The sequence below is a fragment of the Mucilaginibacter limnophilus genome, assembly GCF_004005815.1.
GTDB lineage: Bacteria > Bacteroidota > Bacteroidia > Sphingobacteriales > Sphingobacteriaceae > Mucilaginibacter > Mucilaginibacter limnophilus.
In genome coordinates, this window is record NZ_SACK01000012.1 from 70,442 (window position 1) to 90,303 (window position 19,862).

14 protein-coding genes and 1 tRNA gene are annotated in these 19,862 nt (G+C 39.4%); 11 read left to right on the forward strand and 4 right to left on the reverse strand.

Annotated elements, in window-relative coordinates:
• Positions 1-9: 9 nt before the first annotated feature.
• Positions 10-561: a dihydrofolate reductase family protein gene (locus tag EOD41_RS19235; RefSeq protein ID WP_127708028.1), complete on the reverse strand. Its 552-nt coding sequence runs from the start codon at positions 559-561 to the stop codon at positions 10-12.
• A gap of 320 nt (positions 562-881) precedes the next feature.
• Here EOD41_RS19235 and EOD41_RS19240 point away from each other — a divergent pair, with 320 nt between their 5' ends.
• A complete protein-coding gene (locus EOD41_RS19240) occupies positions 882-3,035 on the forward strand; it encodes a GH92 family glycosyl hydrolase (protein WP_205780600.1) in 2,154 nt (717 codons plus the stop codon).
• Positions 3,036-3,039: 4 nt separating this feature from the next.
• Here the strand turns inward: EOD41_RS19240 and EOD41_RS19245 are convergent, their stop codons facing one another.
• Positions 3,040-7,008 carry a hybrid sensor histidine kinase/response regulator transcription factor gene (locus tag EOD41_RS19245; RefSeq protein WP_127708030.1) on the reverse strand — a complete coding sequence of 1,323 codons (3,969 nt, stop codon included), beginning with the start codon at positions 7,006-7,008 and terminating at the stop codon, positions 3,040-3,042.
• Between the two features lie 302 nt (positions 7,009-7,310).
• Here EOD41_RS19245 and EOD41_RS19250 point away from each other — a divergent pair, with 302 nt between their 5' ends.
• The 4 genes from EOD41_RS19250 (at position 7,311) to EOD41_RS19265 (ending at position 15,117) form a co-directional block, all read left to right on the forward strand.
• Positions 7,311-10,586, forward strand: coding sequence for a SusC/RagA family TonB-linked outer membrane protein (locus EOD41_RS19250; RefSeq protein ID WP_127708032.1), 3,276 nt, complete (start codon positions 7,311-7,313; stop codon positions 10,584-10,586).
• A gap of 19 nt (positions 10,587-10,605) precedes the next feature.
• Positions 10,606-12,468 (forward strand): RagB/SusD family nutrient uptake outer membrane protein, encoded by a 1,863-nt coding sequence (locus tag EOD41_RS19255; RefSeq protein WP_127708034.1) that lies wholly within the window; start codon positions 10,606-10,608, stop codon positions 12,466-12,468.
• A 22-nt stretch (positions 12,469-12,490) separates the two neighbouring features.
• Complete coding sequence (locus tag EOD41_RS19260) at positions 12,491-13,195, forward strand: DUF3823 domain-containing protein (protein ID WP_127708036.1); 705 nt, start codon at positions 12,491-12,493, stop codon at positions 13,193-13,195.
• A gap of 77 nt (positions 13,196-13,272) precedes the next feature.
• Positions 13,273-15,117: a glycoside hydrolase family 2 protein gene (locus EOD41_RS19265; RefSeq protein WP_127708038.1), complete on the forward strand. Its 1,845-nt coding sequence runs from the start codon at positions 13,273-13,275 to the stop codon at positions 15,115-15,117.
• A gap of 357 nt (positions 15,118-15,474) precedes the next feature.
• Here the strand turns inward: EOD41_RS19265 and EOD41_RS19270 are convergent, their stop codons facing one another.
• Positions 15,475-16,344 (reverse strand): hypothetical protein, encoded by an 870-nt coding sequence (locus tag EOD41_RS19270; protein ID WP_127708040.1) that lies wholly within the window; start codon positions 16,342-16,344, stop codon positions 15,475-15,477.
• 100 nt (positions 16,345-16,444) lie between these two features.
• Between EOD41_RS19270 and EOD41_RS19275 the strand changes: the two genes are divergently transcribed.
• Positions 16,445-16,705, forward strand: coding sequence for a hypothetical protein (locus EOD41_RS19275; protein ID WP_127708042.1), 261 nt, complete (start codon positions 16,445-16,447; stop codon positions 16,703-16,705).
• Between the two features lie 290 nt (positions 16,706-16,995).
• Here the strand turns inward: EOD41_RS19275 and EOD41_RS19280 are convergent, their stop codons facing one another.
• Positions 16,996-17,379 carry a hypothetical protein gene (locus tag EOD41_RS19280; RefSeq protein ID WP_127708044.1) on the reverse strand — a complete coding sequence of 128 codons (384 nt, stop codon included), beginning with the start codon at positions 17,377-17,379 and terminating at the stop codon, positions 16,996-16,998.
• Between the two features lie 176 nt (positions 17,380-17,555).
• On the opposite strand from EOD41_RS19280, the gene EOD41_RS19285 reads away from it, so the two are divergent.
• The 5 genes from EOD41_RS19285 to EOD41_RS20820 all read left to right on the forward strand — a co-directional run bounded on the left by EOD41_RS19285 (position 17,556) and on the right by EOD41_RS20820 (position 19,708).
• Positions 17,556-17,807: a hypothetical protein gene (locus EOD41_RS19285; protein ID WP_127708050.1), complete on the forward strand. Its 252-nt coding sequence runs from the start codon at positions 17,556-17,558 to the stop codon at positions 17,805-17,807.
• A 2-nt stretch (positions 17,808-17,809) separates the two neighbouring features.
• Positions 17,810-18,379: a helix-turn-helix domain-containing protein gene (locus tag EOD41_RS19290; RefSeq protein ID WP_127708052.1), complete on the forward strand. Its 570-nt coding sequence runs from the start codon at positions 17,810-17,812 to the stop codon at positions 18,377-18,379.
• Positions 18,373-18,804 (forward strand): hypothetical protein, encoded by a 432-nt coding sequence (locus EOD41_RS19295; RefSeq protein ID WP_127708054.1) that lies wholly within the window; start codon positions 18,373-18,375, stop codon positions 18,802-18,804. Before EOD41_RS19290 ends, EOD41_RS19295 begins: the two co-directional genes overlap by 7 nt.
• Entirely contained in the window at positions 18,783-19,064 is a 282-nt protein-coding gene (locus tag EOD41_RS19300; RefSeq protein WP_164849996.1) for a hypothetical protein, read from the forward strand. Before EOD41_RS19295 ends, EOD41_RS19300 begins: the two co-directional genes overlap by 22 nt.
• Positions 19,065-19,624: 560 nt before the next feature.
• A tRNA-OTHER gene (locus EOD41_RS20820) sits at positions 19,625-19,708 on the forward strand.
• Positions 19,709-19,862 lie beyond the last annotated feature (154 nt).

The following is a 19,862-nucleotide window of genomic DNA, read 5'->3' on the forward strand; positions in this document are numbered from 1 at the left end:
TTTTTTTTATCATTGTTTCAGGTATTGAAGGGCTATACATCCTGATTTGAACTTTATTGTATCAACCAGTTTGAGCGTAAGTTTTTCCTGAAGGCTATCTATATCAAATAACCGTCGTCCTGTTCCAACTATCAACGGATGTACAACTAATTTAAATTCATCAATAAGGCCTGCTGAAATAAGTTCAGGTAGCATGCTTATTGTATCCACCATAATTTTTTTGCCTGGCTGTTGTTTCAGTTTCAATAATTCTTCTGCCGGATTGCTGCGAATAATTTGTGTGGCGTACTCCGCACTTTCTAGGGTATTTGATATTACTACTTTATTTATAGAGGTAAATTTATCTGCAAATCTGTTTTCATTATTTGTGCCCGATTGATTGCTTGCAACATCAGCCCAGTATGGAAACATTAGTTGATACATGATTCGGCCAAAAAAAATCAAGTCAACGTCGTTCATTATTTCTGTAAAATAACCCATAAGCTCTTCGCATGGATTCATGATATGAAAATCGCAATAGCCATCTAAGCTAATATTTATACAGAAAGTTACAGTTCTCATTGTACTAACAGTTTTATTTATAAGGATGTAGTCAAAAATAAGAGATGATATATAATGGTATAAGGGCGATCTACGACAAAAAAGGGGGCTTTTCAGCCATAAACATACTTCTGTTACATTAATAACGTTTAAATAATTCTGGCACAAGTAAATATTTAGCTACCATAGTAAAATGATAAGGGAGTGGTTATAAAAAGTGGTGAAGTTTCAGCACCTTTGTGCGTTTTTACCAAGATAATGCAGCCTACTGTACACATTTTTGAAATAAAGGTATGCCTGTTTTACAATATTAAAAGAGCACGAATACTTCTTTAATACCTATGATGATAAAAAAACTTAACAAATGCATTTTGATGCTTGCATTGTTTATGCCAGCAATGCTGCACGGACAGCAAAAAGCTACTTTTACGCAATATGTAGATCCTTTTATAGGTACGGCTCCAATGAATGATCCTAAAATACTTGGTTATAAACTGCCTGAGGGATGGCGTTCATGGGCGGGTCTAACTTTTCCGGGCAGTTCACTTCCTAATGCCATGGTTCAGTTAAGCCCTGTAACGGCTTATGGCTCCGGTGCGGGGTATCAGTATGAAGATTCAGTGATTCTTGGCTTTACGCATACTAACAAAGGGCATTGGAACCTTTGCAATATTCCTATACTGCCGGTTGCCGGCAACACACAAAAAATAGGTTCTAAATTCAGTCATCAAAAGGAGAAGGCCTCTCCGGGTTTTTACCAGGTGTATCTGGACGATTATAATGTTGGGGTTAGCCTTACCTCAACATTAAGAGCCGGCTTTCACAGGTATGCATATAAGGATAGTAAAAACAGAAGAATACTTTTTGATTTGGGTAAAGCTAACAGCCGGGTTAATACCTGGCGTATTGAACAGGTAGGCAATCAGGCGCTTCAAGGATTTCAAGGCGGAGAGAACGTTTATTTCTATGTCGAGCTTAACACTAAAATTGAGAAGCTAACCAAGCAGGACGAAGGCAAAAGAACTGGCTCAGCAATGGTTTTTTTAGCTGATGGTACTTCACCCGTTGAACTAAAAATTGGATTGTCGTTTGTAAGTGAGCAAAATGCCAAATTAAACCTACAGAAAGAAATTGGCAACAAATCTTTTGAAACGGTTAAAAAGGAAGCGAATGATACCTGGGAAAGATTACTGTCGTCTATAAAAGTGAAAGGCGGTACCGCAAAACAAACAAGAATGTTCTATTCATGCCTGTACCGTTCGTTTTTATGGCCGGCTTTGCGTAGCGACGTTAACAATGAATACAGGGATGCGAAAAGAAATGTAATAACCGATGCAGATTTTCGCTACTATACCGAACCGTCACTTTGGGATACTTACAGAAATAAAGATGTATTACTTGGACTGGTTACACCCGATGTTACATTGGATGTGATTAAATCAATGAAAGACGTAGGCGACAAAACCGGTTTTATCCCAACATTTTTCCATGGAGACCATGGCACCTCTTCTATTGCCGGGGCTTATTTAAGGGGAATTGACAACTTTGATATAAAGGGCACTTATCAATTGTTGCTGCGTAATGCAAACGTAGAGGGAGGGGCAAGGCCTTACATCGGCGAGTATATAAAAAAAGGTTTCATATCCGACCCTGATATTCCTAATCCTGAAGTGGAAACCAAAGCAAAAGCAGGTGTTTCAAAAACGCTTGAGTACTCATACGATGATTATTCACTTGCTCAAATTGCAAAAAAACTGGGAGACACTGCTAACTATCGTATCTTGATGGCGAGATCCAAGAATTACAAAAACATGTTTGACACTTCTGCCAGATTTATGCGTGGCCGTTTGGAGAATGGCGACTGGATAAAAAATTTCGATCCGCAGCAACCGTATTATGAATACATGTACCGGGAAGCGAATGCCTGGCAGGTATCGTTTTTTGCACCCCATGACATGGAAGGTTTAATTGAGCTTTATGGTGGCCCTGCCAATTTTGAAAAAAAACTTGATTCGTTATTTACAGTGCCATGGAACCCGAAACACATAGCCCGAAATGTTGAAACAATGGTAGGCCAGTACTGCCATGGTAACCAACCTGACCACGAAGCCCCATTTGCTTATACTTTTATAGGGAAGCCTGAAAAAACTCAAAAAATTTTAGATTATATAATGAATAATCTTTACGGCATTGGCGATAAAGGGTTAGAGCTAAGCGGCATGGATGATGCCGGGGAAATGTCATCATGGTACGTATTTAGCGCACTTGGGCTATACACTTTTTCAGCGACTGATCCGTATTATCTGGTAACAGCGCCGCTTTTTGATGAGATTGAATGGAAACAGCCTAACGGAAAGACAGTGCTAATCAAAAAGCCTTCATCAGGACGCAAAATAACAGCTATAAAAGTGAACGGTAAAAATCTGACCGGTTACAAAGTGTCTCATGATCTGTTTAAGGAAGGTGGTCGAATTACCATAGAAACTTCCAGGTAGAAAGTCAGGCTTTTACACTTTGCTCCCTGTTTTTGCTAACGTACTCTGATGGTGTAATGCCAAACTGTTTTATAAAATTCCGGCCAAAATTACTTTGCGAGCTGTAGCCGACCATGTCGGCTACTTCGTATATTTTGTAATCGTTCTCAACTAATAATCGTGCCGCCATTTTTAAACGGCTGATGTTGATAAGCTCATTTATTGACAGGTTTGATATGGCCTTCACTTTTCTAAAGAGGGTTGGTTTACTCATATTCAGGATACTTGCTATCTGCTCTACATCCAATAGCTGATTAGAGATATTGTTATTGATTACTTCATTTAATTTATTTAAAAACTTCTCATCGGCTTTAGAATTAGCCATGGTAAGAATACCTGCCATAGGAGAGTTGGCAAAATGATCGTGTATCTTATTCCGGTTAATCAATAAACTGGCCACTTGCGCAAGCAAAAATTGCGGTGAAAATGGTTTATCAATGTAAGCGTCGGCGCCATTATACAAACCTTCAATTTTATTTTGCAGACTGTTTTTAGCAGTTAGCAATATAACAGGTATATGGCTATAATCAAGATTTGTTTTGATTGTCTTACAAAGTTCATATCCATCCATCTGCGGCATCATTACATCACTTATTATAAGCTGTATATTTTCTATAGCTACAATTCTTAAAGCATCAGCGCCGCTTTGAGCCTTAAGTACTGTGTATTTCTCCTCCAGTTCGCCTGCAATAAATTCAAGTATCTCCGTATTATCGTCAATCACTAATATAAAAGGCTTATGAGGGTCAATATTATTAGTAGCGCGGTGCAGCATAACACCGTCGTTATGGTACAAGTCTATTTCGGTATCCTGATGTATAGGTAAATTCAGTATAAAGGTATTTTTATCTTTTGATGTTGTTAAAATCAGCGTTCCTTTATGCAATTCGGCCAGTGATCGTGATAATGAAAGGCCTATACCTGTACCGGTTTCTTTTTCATTATTTTTCATACGATAAAATGGCTCAAATATTTTTTCATGCATTTCTGCAGGAATAACATGACCATCATTTTTTACTACGATATTGAATGTAGTAGAACTACTTTGTGTAGCAATTAGTTCAATAACCACCTGCTTATTGCTGTACTTAATAGCGTTAAGAAAAAGGTTGCTTGAAATTTTGGTAAACGCTTCAATATCTACATACGCAAACAAATGTTCATTAGGTATTTTTAAATAATAATTGATGCCCTTTTGGTCCGCCAATGATTTAAATACTTCAAAGTTATTTTCCAGCAACTTATTAATATTAACACGCACAAAATTAAGGCTTAGGCCTTTAACCTCAGATTTCCTGAAATCAAGCAATTGATTTGTAAGATTTAGCAACCTATTGGTATTGCGTTCCATTATCAGTAGGTTGCTTTTAATTGTTGGCATGTTATCAACGTTTCGTAAAACATTTTCCATAGGGCCTTTAATAAGCGTTAATGGCGTTCGTATTTCATGCGCAACATTTGTGAAAAACTCAATCTTTGCATGATATATTTCCTTCTCCTTTTCGTTATTTAATATTTCAATCATGTGATTGTGCCGCTCAGAACTTTTTAAATGGTAACGTCTGATAATGTAAAAAGCTGTAATAATAAATGCCAGGCAATAAACCAGATAGGCCCATACGCTGGCCCAAAATGGCGGCGTAATAACAACTTCAAGTCTTGCTTCAGATGGTATATTGGCGCTGTTTAGCGCTTTAACGATAAAGGTATAGGTACCAGGCTGCAAATTTGTAAAATAAACCTTACGATTAGTTTTTAAATGTGTCCAGCCTCTGTCAAGGCCGTCCATTTTGTACATGTACCGGGTAGCCTCAGGCGCGGTATAACCTAACGCTGCAAAATCAAGGCTAAATGTTGCCTTATCATACTGTAGTGTTATTTGCTTTGCTGATATAATAGAACTGGATGCCGGGAAATCTTTGTTGCCAATTGAAATCTCTTTATTATATACCTGCAGGCCTGTAATATATACGGGTGCCACATAGCTATTATCTCTAAATTGTGCCGGATTAAAGCTAATCATGCCTTTTAAGCAACCAAAATACATAGTACCATCTGTATCTTTAAATGATGCTTTGTAATTAAACTGATTGCTTAACAAACCGTTATCTTTGGTGTAAACTTTTACTTTTTCAGTAACTATATTAAATGCTGCCAAACCCTTTGATGTACTTATCCAAAGATTTTTTTTATCATCCTCCAAAATGCAAAAAACATAATTGCTTGGTAGTCCGTGTGTTGTGTTGTAAATTTTAAAACTGTTGCTATGGGCATCATATTTCCATAAGCCATCGCCATCTGTGGTAATCCAAAGCGTGTTATTGCTATCTTCAAAAATATCGTTAACGGCAGTAAGCTCAAGCCGCTGCATTTGAGGATAGCCGAAATTAAATTTTCCGCTTTTACCTATTTTTTTATCAATAAAATATATCCCGTCATGTACAGTACCTATCCATATTCTACCCTTGTGATCTCCCTTAATTATGGAAACAAAATCGTGGTTGGGCACAAATTCGTAGCTTTTAAAAGTTCGTTTAGTAGCATCATAACTAAACAATCCACGTGTAGTGCCAATTAAAATTTCGCCTGATTGTGTTTTGTACATACAGTCGGCAAAATTGCTTATGATGGAATTCTTACTCTTATCATCTTTAAAGTTTCTGATCAGTTTACCTGTAGATATATTCAGCAAATTAGTTCCCTGGCAAAAAGTGCCCACTAATAATTCATTATTTACAGGCATTAAGCCATGTATATTGGTACTGGATACATAATTATCAGCATTGGGGCTATAATTTGTCCATTTACCGTTTTTGTCAAGTTTGCTTAAACCGTTATCCTCTGTTCCAATCCATAAATTTCCATACTTGTCCTTTGTAATATTACGTACAATATCCCCAACAAGGGAGCTTCCTTTTTTTCCAGGATAAAATTTATTGAAGGCTGAATACTGGCTTGGATAATAGTTCAATCCACCAAAGAAAGTGCCCGCCCAAACCCCGCCTTCACGGTCTTTATATAAACTGTAAACTGCATTGTCAGATAATGAGTAAGCATCGTTGAAATCCTTTTGCAAACAGGTGAATTTTTCGCTTCGTGTATCAAAAATATATATACCGGCTTCGGTACCCACCCAGTACTCATTATCTGAGTACTTCAAAAAATCACGTACATATAGGTCAGTTTTATCTTTACCTACGGTTAGCAGGTCTTTATAATCTTCAGTTTTGCAATCAAACAGTTTAATACCCTGATTAATCGATCCTACAAATAGTTTTCCGTCATCAGTACTTAACAAACTTTGAATATAGTATGATGCCGCTTTAGGCGAATGACTAAACACATTGTAGCTTTTAAATGCATTGTGGGCTTTGTTTAATTTTGAAATAGTGCCATTACTTGAAGCTATCCAAACAGTGCCATCTTTAGCTATATTTAATGCATCTGCATATAGCCGTGTATTTGCAGCTATTTGTCTAAGTACAGTATCAGTAGCGCTGTACTGAAATAGCTTGCCTGATGAAAGAAACCAAAGCATTCCGTTTCTATCCGACTGTAAGGCAAAAGCATCAGCAATTAAATCAGGAGCTATACGGGTAAAGCTTTCCTGATCATAGTTATAAATATATAACCCTAAATCAGTTCCAACCCATAAGCGGCCTTGTTGATCTTCATGTAAACTTCGAATCAGGTCGTTACCTATTGAGTTAGATTTGTTGGGATCATGACGGAATACCTTGAAGGAATAACCATCAAACCGGTTTAAACCATCGCGGGTAGCAATCCACAAAAATCCTCGTTTATCCTGAATGCAATCATTAATGGTACTATTTGATAAACCGTTTTCCACCTGGTAGTGCCTGAAATAGTATGATTGAGCGTTGGCCGATGCTATCAAACAAGCCAGTAATAATATTAAATAAAAATGTTTCATAGGTAGTATGGGTCATTATTATTAATACTTAGTAGATAGGCACTGCATTTTATGGATACAGCAAACCCAAAAAGTTATTTCATCTTTATAAAAAATTAACTAAAAGATTTCATTATAACGGGTTTAACTTAATAACTAACTCATGGTTAACTATTAGATTAAGTAAGAATTTCTCAAATATGATATTTTTTATCGAAGTATTGATATTTTTTGACGAATTGGTAAAAATCAAAAACAGCGTTCTTTACCGCTGATAATACGTCAAAATGACGTTTATACTTCATTAACCAATTTAAAATCTTATGAGAAAAATTTTACCTCTGCAACGGGATATAATATTCCGTTCCAATTGTCCGCCGGGCAAAAAATGGTTTCACAAGCCTTTTATTATTTTTCTTTTAATTACTGCGGTTTTTTCAGCTACAACGGCCTATGCTCAAACCAAAGTTACAGGTACTGTTGTTGATGACACCGGCTTGCCCTTAGCTGGTGTGGGCATCAAAATAAAGGGTACTACTATTGGTACTGCAACGGATGCTCAGGGAAAGTATAGTATTACTATAACTGATGCTAACAGCATACTGGTGGCGTCGTTCATAGGCTTCACCACGCAGGAGTTGACTACCGGCGGCAAAACAGTTATTGATTTTAAATTAATGCCTTCCAATTCTCAGCTGCAAGAGGTTGTGGTTACGGGTTACGGTTCGCAAAAACGTGAATCTATCACTGGTTCAATTGCTTCAGTAAACAGTAAGGATATTGAAAGAGTGCACGGTGGTTCAACTGTTAGTACTACGCTTGCAGGTAAAATACCGGGCGTTACCTTCCGTATGCCTGATGGCCGTCCGGGTGCCAGCGCTAACATTCAGATTCGTAATATGGGAGCACCCTTATTTGTAATTGATGGTGTTCAGCAGGACGCCGGTCAGTTTAACAATCTTGCACCTAACGATATAGAAAGCATATCGGTATTAAAAGATGCATCGGCGGCTATTTATGGTGTGCGCGCTGCAAACGGTGTTGTGGTGGTTACCACCAAAAAAGGTTCGGGTGACAGCCGTATTAATGTGGATGCCTATCTGGGCTTTCAAAACTGGTTCCGTTTCCCTGATGTAGTCCGTAATTCTTATGATTATGCGCGCTACAAGGCTGATGCGCAAATGAATACCTCAGGCACTACCGCTTACACAGCTGAAGAAGTTGAAAAGTATCGCGTTGGTACAGAGCGTGGATATCAAAGTTTCGACTGGCGGGATTATGTATTAGGTAGTAATCGTAACGCGCCGCAAAATTCAATAAACGTAAATTTTACCGGTGGCAACGACAAAGTAAACTATTATGTATCAGGTACAAACTTTTATCAAAACTCCAATATTGGTAAGGAGTATGAGTTTGGCCGTACAAACATCCAGTCTAATATCAGTGCTAAAGTTGCAACCGGATTACGGTTATCTGCAAACATAAATGGCCGGGTAGAAAGTCGCGAAAACCCTGGCGTTCCAGGCGGTGACGATTACTTTCTCGCCCGTTTTGCAGTATTGCGTAATACACCTATAGAAAGGCCGTACGCTAATGATAACCCTAATTACCTTAACCAGATAAATAACATTGAATCAAACTATGCATTTCTGAACAAGAAAATTTCCGGTGCTTATCGCAGCGACTGGAGAGTATTGCAAACCAACTTTAATGCTGAATATGATATTCCGGGCGTTAAAGGCTTAACGCTTAAAGGTGTATACTCATATTATTTAGCTGATAACGTTTTAAACAACCACGAATACACTTATGATGTATTCACCTACCACCCGGAAACGGATGTTTACGAAAGAACCGGAGGGGCAACTAACCCGTGGCGTGAGCGTGATCAGCGTAAAGAGTTCAATACCAATATGCAGGCACAGTTAACTTATAATAACACCTTTGGTAAACACACTGTAGGCGGCACTGTAGTGGCAGAACGAATTAAAACCCGTAGCCTGCGTAACTGGCTACATGCGATACCAAAATCTAATAACCTTCCGCTAATTGAATTTTCAACTATGGATCGTTATGATGATTATGATTTTGCAACAGCTCGTGTAGGGTATGTAGGTCGTTTTAATTACAACTATGCTAACAAATATTATTTAGAACTTTCGGCCAGACGTGATGCCTCATCTTTATTTATTACTAACAAACGGGTAGGCTACTTTCCTGCGATATCTGCCGGCTGGCGCATTACCGAAGAGCAATTTATGAAGAACCTGCTTGGAGACAACGGTATTCTGAACGATTTAAAATTCAGAGGCTCATATGGTTTGATGGGGGATGACAGGTATCCTACTGACCCAAATCGTCCTATAGTTGGTTATTTTGCTTATCTTCCAGGCTACAATTATGCTATTCGTGACGGCGACAACCCTATATTGGCTGTATTAGATGACCAGGCGATTAGTGTATCACGTGACAAAGGTATACCGGTTACAACAATTACGTGGTCGAAGAGTAAAACTTTAAACCTCGCGGCGGATTTCACTTTGCTGAACAATCATTTAAGTGGTACTATTGAATATTTTCGCCGTGTAAGAAGTAATCTGCTTATAGCACGTGAAGATGTTCTTACACCATCTGAACTGGGTTACACCCTACCGGAAGCAAACCTTGAAAGTGATTTACAATACGGCAATGAACTAGCGCTTAGTTATAACAATAAAATAGGTAAGGTAAATTATACCGTTGGCGGTAACATTGCTTATACACGTGCAAAATGGAATGAAACTTATAAAGAGCGTTTCTTTAACTCATGGGATCAATATCGTCATCAACGTGAAGGACGTTACACAAGCTTAGACTGGGGTTATGAGGTTATAGGCCAGTTTACTTCACAAGAGCAAATCAACAATTATCCTATAAATAACGATACTAAAGGCAATACTACCATGCTACCCGGCGATTTGATGTATAAGGATCAGAATGGTGATGGTAAAATAGACCAATATGATGAAAGACCAATTGGTTTCGGTTATGGCACACAGCCTAATATCAATTTTGGTTTTAACATTGCTTTGGCTTATAGCAATTTTGACTTTCATGCAGATTTCTCAGGATCTGCCGGTTATACTTGGTTCCAAAACTGGGAAACCCGCTGGGCTTTCCAAAATAATGGTAATTTGAACGCCATTTTTGAGGACAGGTGGCATAGGGCAGATCCATATGATTTTAATAGCGAGTGGATTCCCGGTAAGTATCCTGCCAACCGTGATAACGTAGGGTTTGGCCACGCCAACTATGCATTAAACCGGGATGAAGAACGCCCGGATAAGCGAGATTTTCCTGATGGGCAACGAAACTCCTCATATTGGCTGCATAATATTAAACAATTACGTGTGCGTACCCTTGAATTAGGATATAGCTTACCGGCCAACCTGCTATCCAAAATAAAAGTTAAAAGAGCCAGATTTTATGTAAATGCCTATAATCTGTTTTCATTTGACAATTTAAAAGATTTCGGCATAGATCCCGAGGTTGTGGATGATAATGGTTTACAGTTCCCGCAAAGTAAGGTATTTAACTTTGGCGTAAACTTAACCTTTTAATAATTCAACTGATTTAACAATGAAAAAGATATTCATAATAACCATAAGCGCGGCGCTGTTAATTACGGCTTCGTGTAAAGACAATGACTTTTTAGACATTGAACCAAGGGATGTAGTACCAACAGATAAAATGTTTTCAGATCCGGCCCTGGTGTTATCGGTTGTAGCCGACCTTTACCAACGGCAGCTCGATTTCTCCGGACTTGACAATGGCTGGGCAAGCTTTGTAGATTTTAGCGAAGCGTATCCTTCAGAAAACGGAAGTGCTTTTTTTGTACAGCGCTCTAACTGGGGTTTTAGCGAATGGAACACATGGGACTATGGTTACATACGCGATATTAACTTGTTTATTGAACGCGCCACAGCTTCTACAGCGCTAAATGAGGGTGACAAAAGGAGATTTATTGCTGAAGGCCGTTTTTTGCGTGCTTCCTATTATTTTGAACTGGTTAAAAGAATGGGCGGAGTTCCGCTTATTACTAATTCATTAACTTATGAGGGGGATGTTGAGAGCTTACAAACACCAAGATCAAAAGAATCAGAGGTTTACGATTTCATATTAAATGAATTAACAGCGATAAAAAACGATCTTCCCGCTAGCTCTGATACAAAATCAAGAGCCAGTAAAGGTGCAGCATTTGCTATGATGTCAAGGGCCGCGCTATATGCGGGTTCAATAGCTAAATACGGAGCAACCACACCAAGTGTAACTTTGCCTGGTAACGAAGTTGGCATACCAGCAGCTATGGCAAATGGCTATTATGCGAAAGCGTTAGCTGCGGCAGATTCTATAATTGAAGGAAAAGCCGGCAGTTATTCTTTATACACCTCGCTACCAAACCTTTCTGATAACTTTGCTGCTGTATTTTTGGATAAAAGCTCAACTAACCACGAAAGTATTTATATAGAAGATTTCAAGGTAGGCACTAACAAAGTGCATAGCTTCACGGTAAACAACCAGCCGTATTCACGGTCTGAAGAAGGTGCCGATGCCGGTCGCTTAAATCCATCCTTAAACATTGTAGAGGCATTTGAGAAACTGGATAACACTTATGCGCCTATACCAACCACTGATGAGAATGGCGATCCAATTTATTACGCCAATCAGCAGGATATCTTTGCCGGCAGAGATGCTCGTTTAGCAGGTACGGTGATGTTGCCCGGCTCAATATTTAAAGGCGCGGCAATTGATGTAAGAGCCGGTTATCAAAATGCTGCAGGTGACTTTGTATCAAGTGGAAACTTGCCCGGCACATCTACATCAGCTGTAGGTTTAGACGGGCCTTCAGACGGTTTGGAGTTTCGTACACAAACAGGTTTTTACATTCGCAAATATCTTGATCCGGTTACAGGTTCGGGTCGTCGCGGACGCCGTAGTGATGTGGCCTTTATACGTTACCGCTATGCCGAAGTATTATTAAATGCTGCTGAGGCCTCATTTGAGCTCGGAGACGAAGGTACAGCGCTTAATTACATTAATCAGGTACGCGCACGCGCAGGCCTAACTACGCCATTAACATCACTTTCGTTTGATCGTATTGTTCACGAGAGGCGGGTTGAGCTGGTATTTGAAGGGCATACTTTGTTTGATATGAAACGCTGGCGATTAGCTCACCGCGTATGGGATGGCCAAACCATGACTGTTGCCGATTTGAAAAGCAACATCGGTTCTGCTACTAAGCATAACACCCAGCCATTTAGTTTATGGCCTTATCTATATGTTAATCCGGGTAGCCCAAACAATGGTAAATGGATTTTTAGAGAAGTTAAATTGAGCAGGGTTACCGGCGCCAATAGGTTTCAATTAGGTAATTATTATTCGCAAATAAGCGATGACATATTATCCAGAAATCCAAAAATTGTTAAACAGCCTAATCAATAAAGTATATAAATAAAAAAAAACCATGAAATTCAAGTTTCATTATATCATATTGATGGCGCTCATTATAATGGCGGCATCATGCAAAAAAGATACCTTTGAGCCACCGCAATCAACCTTAAAAGGCAGACTGGTTTACAACGGTCAGGCCCTAAACTTAGAATACGCTCAGGTACCTATCCAATTGTATCAATCAGGCTTTGGTAAAAAAGGTGCTATTACCGGAACAGCCGCCCAGGACGGTTCATATTCGTTCCTATTATTTAATGGTGATTATAAACTGATTATTCCGGGTGCTCAAGGCCCGTTTCGCTGGAACCAGACCACCGGCGACCGCGATAGCTTATCAGTATCGGTAAGCGGAGATCAAACGCTTGATTTGCAAGTGACGCCGTATTATCTGATAGAAAATGCACAATACAATGCGAGCGGCCGGGACATAACAGTTAACTTCAATATCAACAAAGTAATTATCGATGCTAATGCAAAGGATATTGAAAGCGTTGCTTTGTATATTAACAAAACACAGTTTGTGTCAGGTGCGGGCGACGGCAATATAGCTAACGCTAATATGGCCGGTACCGACATAACCAGCATGAACAACGTGACTTTAACGGCTACCGTACCTAATTTAACGCCTACACAAAATTATGTATTTGTAAGGGTAGGCCTTAAAATTGCTGGTGTTGAGGATATGATATTCTCACCATTGCAGAAAATAACACTATAATTGCACGGTAAAGGGGTTTTAACGAAAGCTGAAGCCCCTTTATCTGCTTGTATAGCAACAAATCCACAATTCAAATAATGAGAAAATTTTTATCCGTAGCAGCAATTGCGTTATTAGTTTGTTTAACAGCCAATGCACAGCAGGCACAGTGGCACCTTATAAAAGATAAGATAGTAACGCCATGGGCCGAAAGGGTTAACCCTAAAGATCCTTTACCTGAGTATCCGCGTCCTATGCTTGTACGCAGCAACAATTGGAAAAACCTTAACGGTTTATGGAGCTACGCCATTACTCCAAAAACGCAAGCTGAGCCCGCAAAATATGAGGGAAGTATCTTGGTGCCGTTTGCTGTGGAATCGGCCCTGTCAGGTGTAGGCAAAACAGTTGGAAAAGATAGTCTGCTTTGGTACAAAAATACCATTAGCTTACCCTCAAACATGAAAAACAAAGAGGTTCTGCTGCACTTTGGCGCGGTTGACTGGCAATCTGAAGTTTTTGTGAACGGCAAAAGCGCGGGAAAACATGAAGGCGGATTTGATCCTTTTACTTTGAATATTACACCTTTTTTAAAAACCGGCGCCAAACAGGAAATCATCATACGGGTTTGGGATCCAACCGACGATGGCCCGCAACCACGAGGCAAACAGGTTAAAACGCCAGAAGGTATTTGGTACACTCCAGTTACCGGCATATGGCAAACCGTTTGGCTGGAAGCTGTGCCCAAAACATATATCACAGCAACAAAAAACACTCCGAACATTGACGCACACACAATTTCGGTAAGCGCCAGCGTAGAAAATGCACAGGCAGGAGACCAGCTTAAAGTTGAGGTGCTTGATGGCGCGACAGTTATAGCTCAAAATAAAACCGGTGCAAAAGAAACCTCAATTATTAGGTTACAAAACCAAAAGCTATGGTCAATTAATAGTCCGTTTTTGTATAACCTGCGTGTAACTTTGTTACGTAACAACAAGGTTGTTGATGAGGTAAAAAGTTATTTTGCAATGCGCAAAATATCAATGGCGCCTGATGCCAATGGCATACAACGCATGATGCTGAACAACAATTTTGTATTTCAATATGGCCCCCTCGATCAGGGTTGGTGGCCTGATGGTTTATACACTCCACCAACTTATGAAGCAATGATATACGATATTGATCAACTCAAAAGAATGGGTTTCAATATGATACGCAAGCACATTAAAGTAGAGCCTGCAACGTATTATGCTTATTGTGATAAAGTTGGTATGCTGCTTTGGCAGGATATGCCAAGCGGCGATTTGGGAAATGGTTGGGAAACCCGCCCGGGTGTATTAGATAGGGCTACAGATCAAAACCGTACGCCTGAATCTGAGGGATATTATCGCAAGGAATGGAATTTAATAATAGATGCACTATATAACTATCCGTCAATTGTAGTATGGACACCGTTTAACGAAGCCTGGGGACAGTTTAAAACAGTAGAGATAACTGAGTGGACTATGAAAAAAGATCCGACAAGATTAGTAAATAGCGCCAGCGGTGGTAACTTTTATCCAACCGGACATATTATTGATTTGCATAACTACCCGCATCCTGCCATGCCTGCGCCAGATATATTTGGCAAAAAGCAAATATTGGTATTAGGTGAGTTTGGCGGATTAGGCTTACCCTTGGAGGGCCATACCTGGCAAACCAATAAAAACTGGGGTTATCAATCATTTAAAACTTCAGAAGAAATGTTTAAGAAGTACGTTACCTTTACTGATAGGATAGCTCAGTTGATACCACTGGGTCTCTCGGCAGCTGTTTACACTCAAACAACTGATGTGGAAGGCGAAGTTAACGGCTTTATGACCTATGACCGTAAAGTCGAAAAAATGCCTGTTGACAAACTTCATGAAGTAAATACTAAATTATATGATGCTTCATTAGTAAAATAAAATATTAACATCTACCTATAATAACTGCGCAAATGCCGGTTTATACCGGCATTTGCGCAGTTATTTGTATTTATAACATATCGCTATCTTATTTTGTGACGTAATACTTGGTATTTTATATTATAAAATAAAAAAGGAAACACCTGTTGAGGTGCTTCCTTTTAGTACCGATCAGCAGGAATACTTTTAACATTTAGAAAGCTTTTTACGACTTATAGAGCCTATAATCCAGGATTTGAAAGTCAAAGGCTTTATAAAGTAGTAGCCAGTGTAGCCAATAATAGTATTAATTTTTAGATTGAGCGGGGGAGAATTGAACCGAAAATTTACAAATGTTAAAAAAGTTATTGGTAATTCCTACCATAGTTTCCACCATTTATCTTTTCTGATTAGCTGTTTTAAACTTACAGATTTGATCGGTTTAGGTTGGGAGTTTTCAGATTCCAATTGCCTTTCGATCATATTATTCATTTTCCAGCCTGAAGTAAACGAAGGTTTAAATAAGTAACCTTCACCTAGATAATTTTTTATATCATATTCAATATCAATGACCATATTGCCAACAACTTCATAGATGTGAGAATAGTCTTTGAAATATAGGTCTGGCATATACCACGTAACTTCTACTTTATCTTGCCAACCGGCAAAATTGCAAATCAATATTTCAGACTGTTCAAAATCATTAATGGTTGGCTTAGTTGCCTGATTAATCCTGGTTGTTGCTACTAAATTGTACGCTGTTTCAGGATTATTGTCTGTCGCTAATACCACAGCACCACCATAATTGCCGTTATACATTTTGAATGTTAAACAGTCACCTGTTGCAAATACTGGAGTTTTTAGCTTGGCTTTTTTTCTTGGTTTCGCTTTCGCGCGATCACTTTTTAACTTTTCTAAAAATTTCTCAAGGACGATTCGGCGCTTTTTAATATCATTTTCAGTTGCCCCAAGATTAAGCCAAACATTTAGCTCATCACCGGTAGAAATAATATTTTCTATTTTCTTTAATATTTCCGCATCGAGCGATTTTGTTTCCCATTGAGCTAATCCGATAGCAAACCAAAGACTATTACGTTCTTCTTCAATTTCTAAAATCTCCCAATTCTTTTCAATTATATTTTTTGAGATTTTACCGGGGTCGCCTCCTTTATTGTACTCATCAAAAAACTCGCTGTAAACATCTGCGAATGCATCGTTGTCTTTTATACCTGTGCCCCAAGTTCCCATTTATGGATTATCCTTTAAGATAGTTTGTGAATAGTTTATGTATTTCAAATATATATATATAGAAACAGTTGAATGTAATGCGTTTTTTAACATTAACTCAATGTCAGACACACAATTAATTACCATATTAGGTCAAAAATTAAAGCTGTCGATGGAAAAAAGACGGACGAGAAGAATAGTTGACCGAAAGGTTAAGAACGAGGTTTCCGAGGAAGAAAAACCGCTTTTGACATTAATAGCAAAAATAATTGCCGAGATAGCGATCGTTGAAATAAATCGCGAGGAAGAAATGAGAGATGGCAGTGATTCACCAAATAAAACCAATTCATCAATCATAAAAGCGAAAATGAAAAAAATATGATTTAAGGAGTTTTAGTGTGTGTATTTCAACCATAAGTAAATCAATTGGCTACGTTATTTTGACTATCAAATGTTAAAAATATGGATATCATTAAGTTGTTGACTATCAGTATTTTATAGAAATAGAAGATAGTAAGAACCGTCGATTTTATAGTGGTCCAAGATATTTTAAAAGAGTAAAGCCTTAACGATCAACATGTTAAGGCTTTATTTTACTCTCTGTACCCAGAGCCGGTGTATTTTTTGCCCATGTCTGCCCTAAAAATCAATTAGTTATAAAAAATGTCGGAATTAGTCGATTTCGAAGCCATGTTTTTCCCCTTCCTTTTTTAGGGCGTCTATTACTTGATCAAAGTCTTTAAAGGCATTTGGCACACCTGTAATTGATAGATTTACTGTCATCTTCTTTGCTGGTTTTTTGTATTCAATCGGCGGCTCAAAGAAAAGGTGTATAGCTTCCTCTTCATGTTCAGCTAAATATTCATTATAATCTTTCAAGAAATCGAACTTTAGCAAACGCGATAGTTGTAAGATATTCCGGTAGGATAAACCGGTAATGTCCCTGTTATCGTAAAACCACTTTTTACTTTTTTCGAACTCACCAATAAGCCAGTCCAGATCACGATTGTTAGCAGCTAATTTTTCGCGGATCTTTTCGAGTAAGTCGTATGCCATGACATTTTAAGACAAAAATTATTTACCTGTAAATCAGGTAGATGTAAAAAACTATAACGAAATAAGTATAAATATTTGCAGTTGTGTAAAATTCTGCATTACTTTAACTTATAATTCACTGACAAATTACTGAATAAATACTGACTAATCATACACTATTTAAGTAGGAGCTATCTATGACTAAGCAAGAACCATTAAAGATACCAACTGAATTGTTACCAGATGACTGGCGGGAGCAGGGTGTAAAAAAGTTCAATTTGTCAAAAAATACAATTGAGAGGGTTGTTTATGGCCTTGTTGTAAAGCCGGCAATTTTTGACTTCATGTTGTCTTTGGCTGAAGAAAAAAAGATTGCAGATGATTTAGCAGAGGCTGAAAGAATTAAGCGATTAAATGCATTAACATCATCAATTACAACCACCGCCTAAACATGCAAAAGCATCAGCTACCCGCCGGCCTGTTAAACAGCGACGTAGAGCTCTTCGCCTGCGAACAGGGGCTCGAGGCATATCAGATCAAAAATGGTAACACGGTACCGTTTGAGAAATTCGACGAACCGTTCCTCGTTGTTGTTGAGCGGCACATGATGTCGTTCCCGATTAAACTGGCGGCATTGGACGCTCTGGGCATCTTCAACCGCTTAGACCGCATTAAGAAATTTCTGATCTGTAACTATGGTGGTTTCGATCGCAAGCCTGATGTAATCGACGGCTTGTTACAAGCAACCGAGTACTGGCCATGCCCACACCGCGGTAATTGCTCCCAGGAAGGTAAGCTTTGCGACGCCTTACAGACCGACAACGGCCAATACCTGACACGCCGTGAGATCGAATATGTGCAGCTTACCGCAAAAGGCCTGCTCGATAAGCAGATCGCCGGCATCATGCAAGTTGAACTGGTTACGGTAACCACTTACTCAAGAAACGTCCGGACGAAAACCGGATTAGCCAGGAAGGCAGATATCACCCGATTTGCTCACCAAAAATTTCTGATATGGTAAAGTTTATAGAAGGCGAATTTTCCAACCATGGTAACGTCTCGCAACTGATCATTCGTTACCCGGGTAAGAACGTGGTCGAAGTAAAAAGCATCACCGGTGGTGACGAGAAGCACCGGTACAGCCATGCCCGCCGCATCATTTACATGGAAAATCGGGACAAGATTGTAAAAGGCCTACTCAACTGGTTTAAGCAGCGCATGTACGGCCTGCAGAAAACCGGCAGCAAAAAAAGTGTAGACGCGGCCAGGTTAAAAGTTTGGATCGGCAGTCACCGCCATTGCGCTTATACGGATCTGTGCCGGACAATCAATCAGAACCGGGCACATATCGAGGCTTTGGTGCCGGATCGGTCATCTGATCATTACGAAATTTTTGTGAACAACATTTTGCCGCTCCTGGAGGAGTGCGCGCTGATGGGGAAGTGATGGGAGCGCTTTGGAAAAATACCGGTGACCGGCTGCAACAACTGCTTGAAGTAAAGCAAGTGTTGTTTTTACGCCAGGCGCCGGAAGCGGATAGGAGGAGGCTTGAAGCTTATATAACGCTGCTGAAAGGCCGGAAGAAATATGAAGCATTGATCATTAAGTATCAGCACTGGAGTGATGATCAGCTAATAAAACGCAGGAACCAATTGGTTTTTGATGTGCAGCTAAGGCTGGATGTCTACTTGCTAAAGTGGAACTAAAAAAGTGACGATCGTTCTTTAACAGGATAATGCCGGAAAGCACCCGGCTAAGGAAAGAAAAGCCGGTTTACACTTACCGGTAAAGCATTGGGGCGCAACAAACGAGTAATTAAAGTAAATCTTAATTGCTTAACTGAGAGGGAACCGGTCGGCCCCGCCGGCATTGAAGGTACCTGGGGCGCGGATGTTCTTTATGGTGAAAGTTTAAATTATTAATCATCAAAGAGTTTTAGTTTTTCGCCGGCCAGCCCCGCCGGTATTCATGGTAGCAGTGTGCCTATAAGTGTGATGTGATATGATGTGATGTGATAGGAAACGCTACTGTAGCGGGTTTAAGCACCCGCTTAACGCATACCAATGAGTGCAACGATAAGCGCTATCACAACAGGCACGCGGTGCCTGCTCTGTTCGAAAAGCCAGTGAGGTGTTTCGACCGGGTACAGTAGAGATAACCGGTCAAATTGCGGTTGGCCTGGTCAGCCGAGGCACTGAGAATGTAGCTCTACCCAGGCAATGCGCATGACCAGGCGGGAGAAATAGGGCTCCCGCCTTAATTAAATGGCAAGATGGCCGATATCGTTAATTGAAATCCTTTCAGTATCGGCAGGTGGAGTTCGCAGGTTCGAGTCCTGCTCTTGCCACCACTGTCAGTAGTCAGGTTAAAACTACATATGTGATAAGGTTTCCTCTAAAAATAATGAACTTTGCTTGAGGTCAAGGTAGAAGCCAAAAGCGCCACCCATTCCAATATGCGTCATATTGTGGGTAAAAAGTTTTGAAATCATTTACCACTGGTAA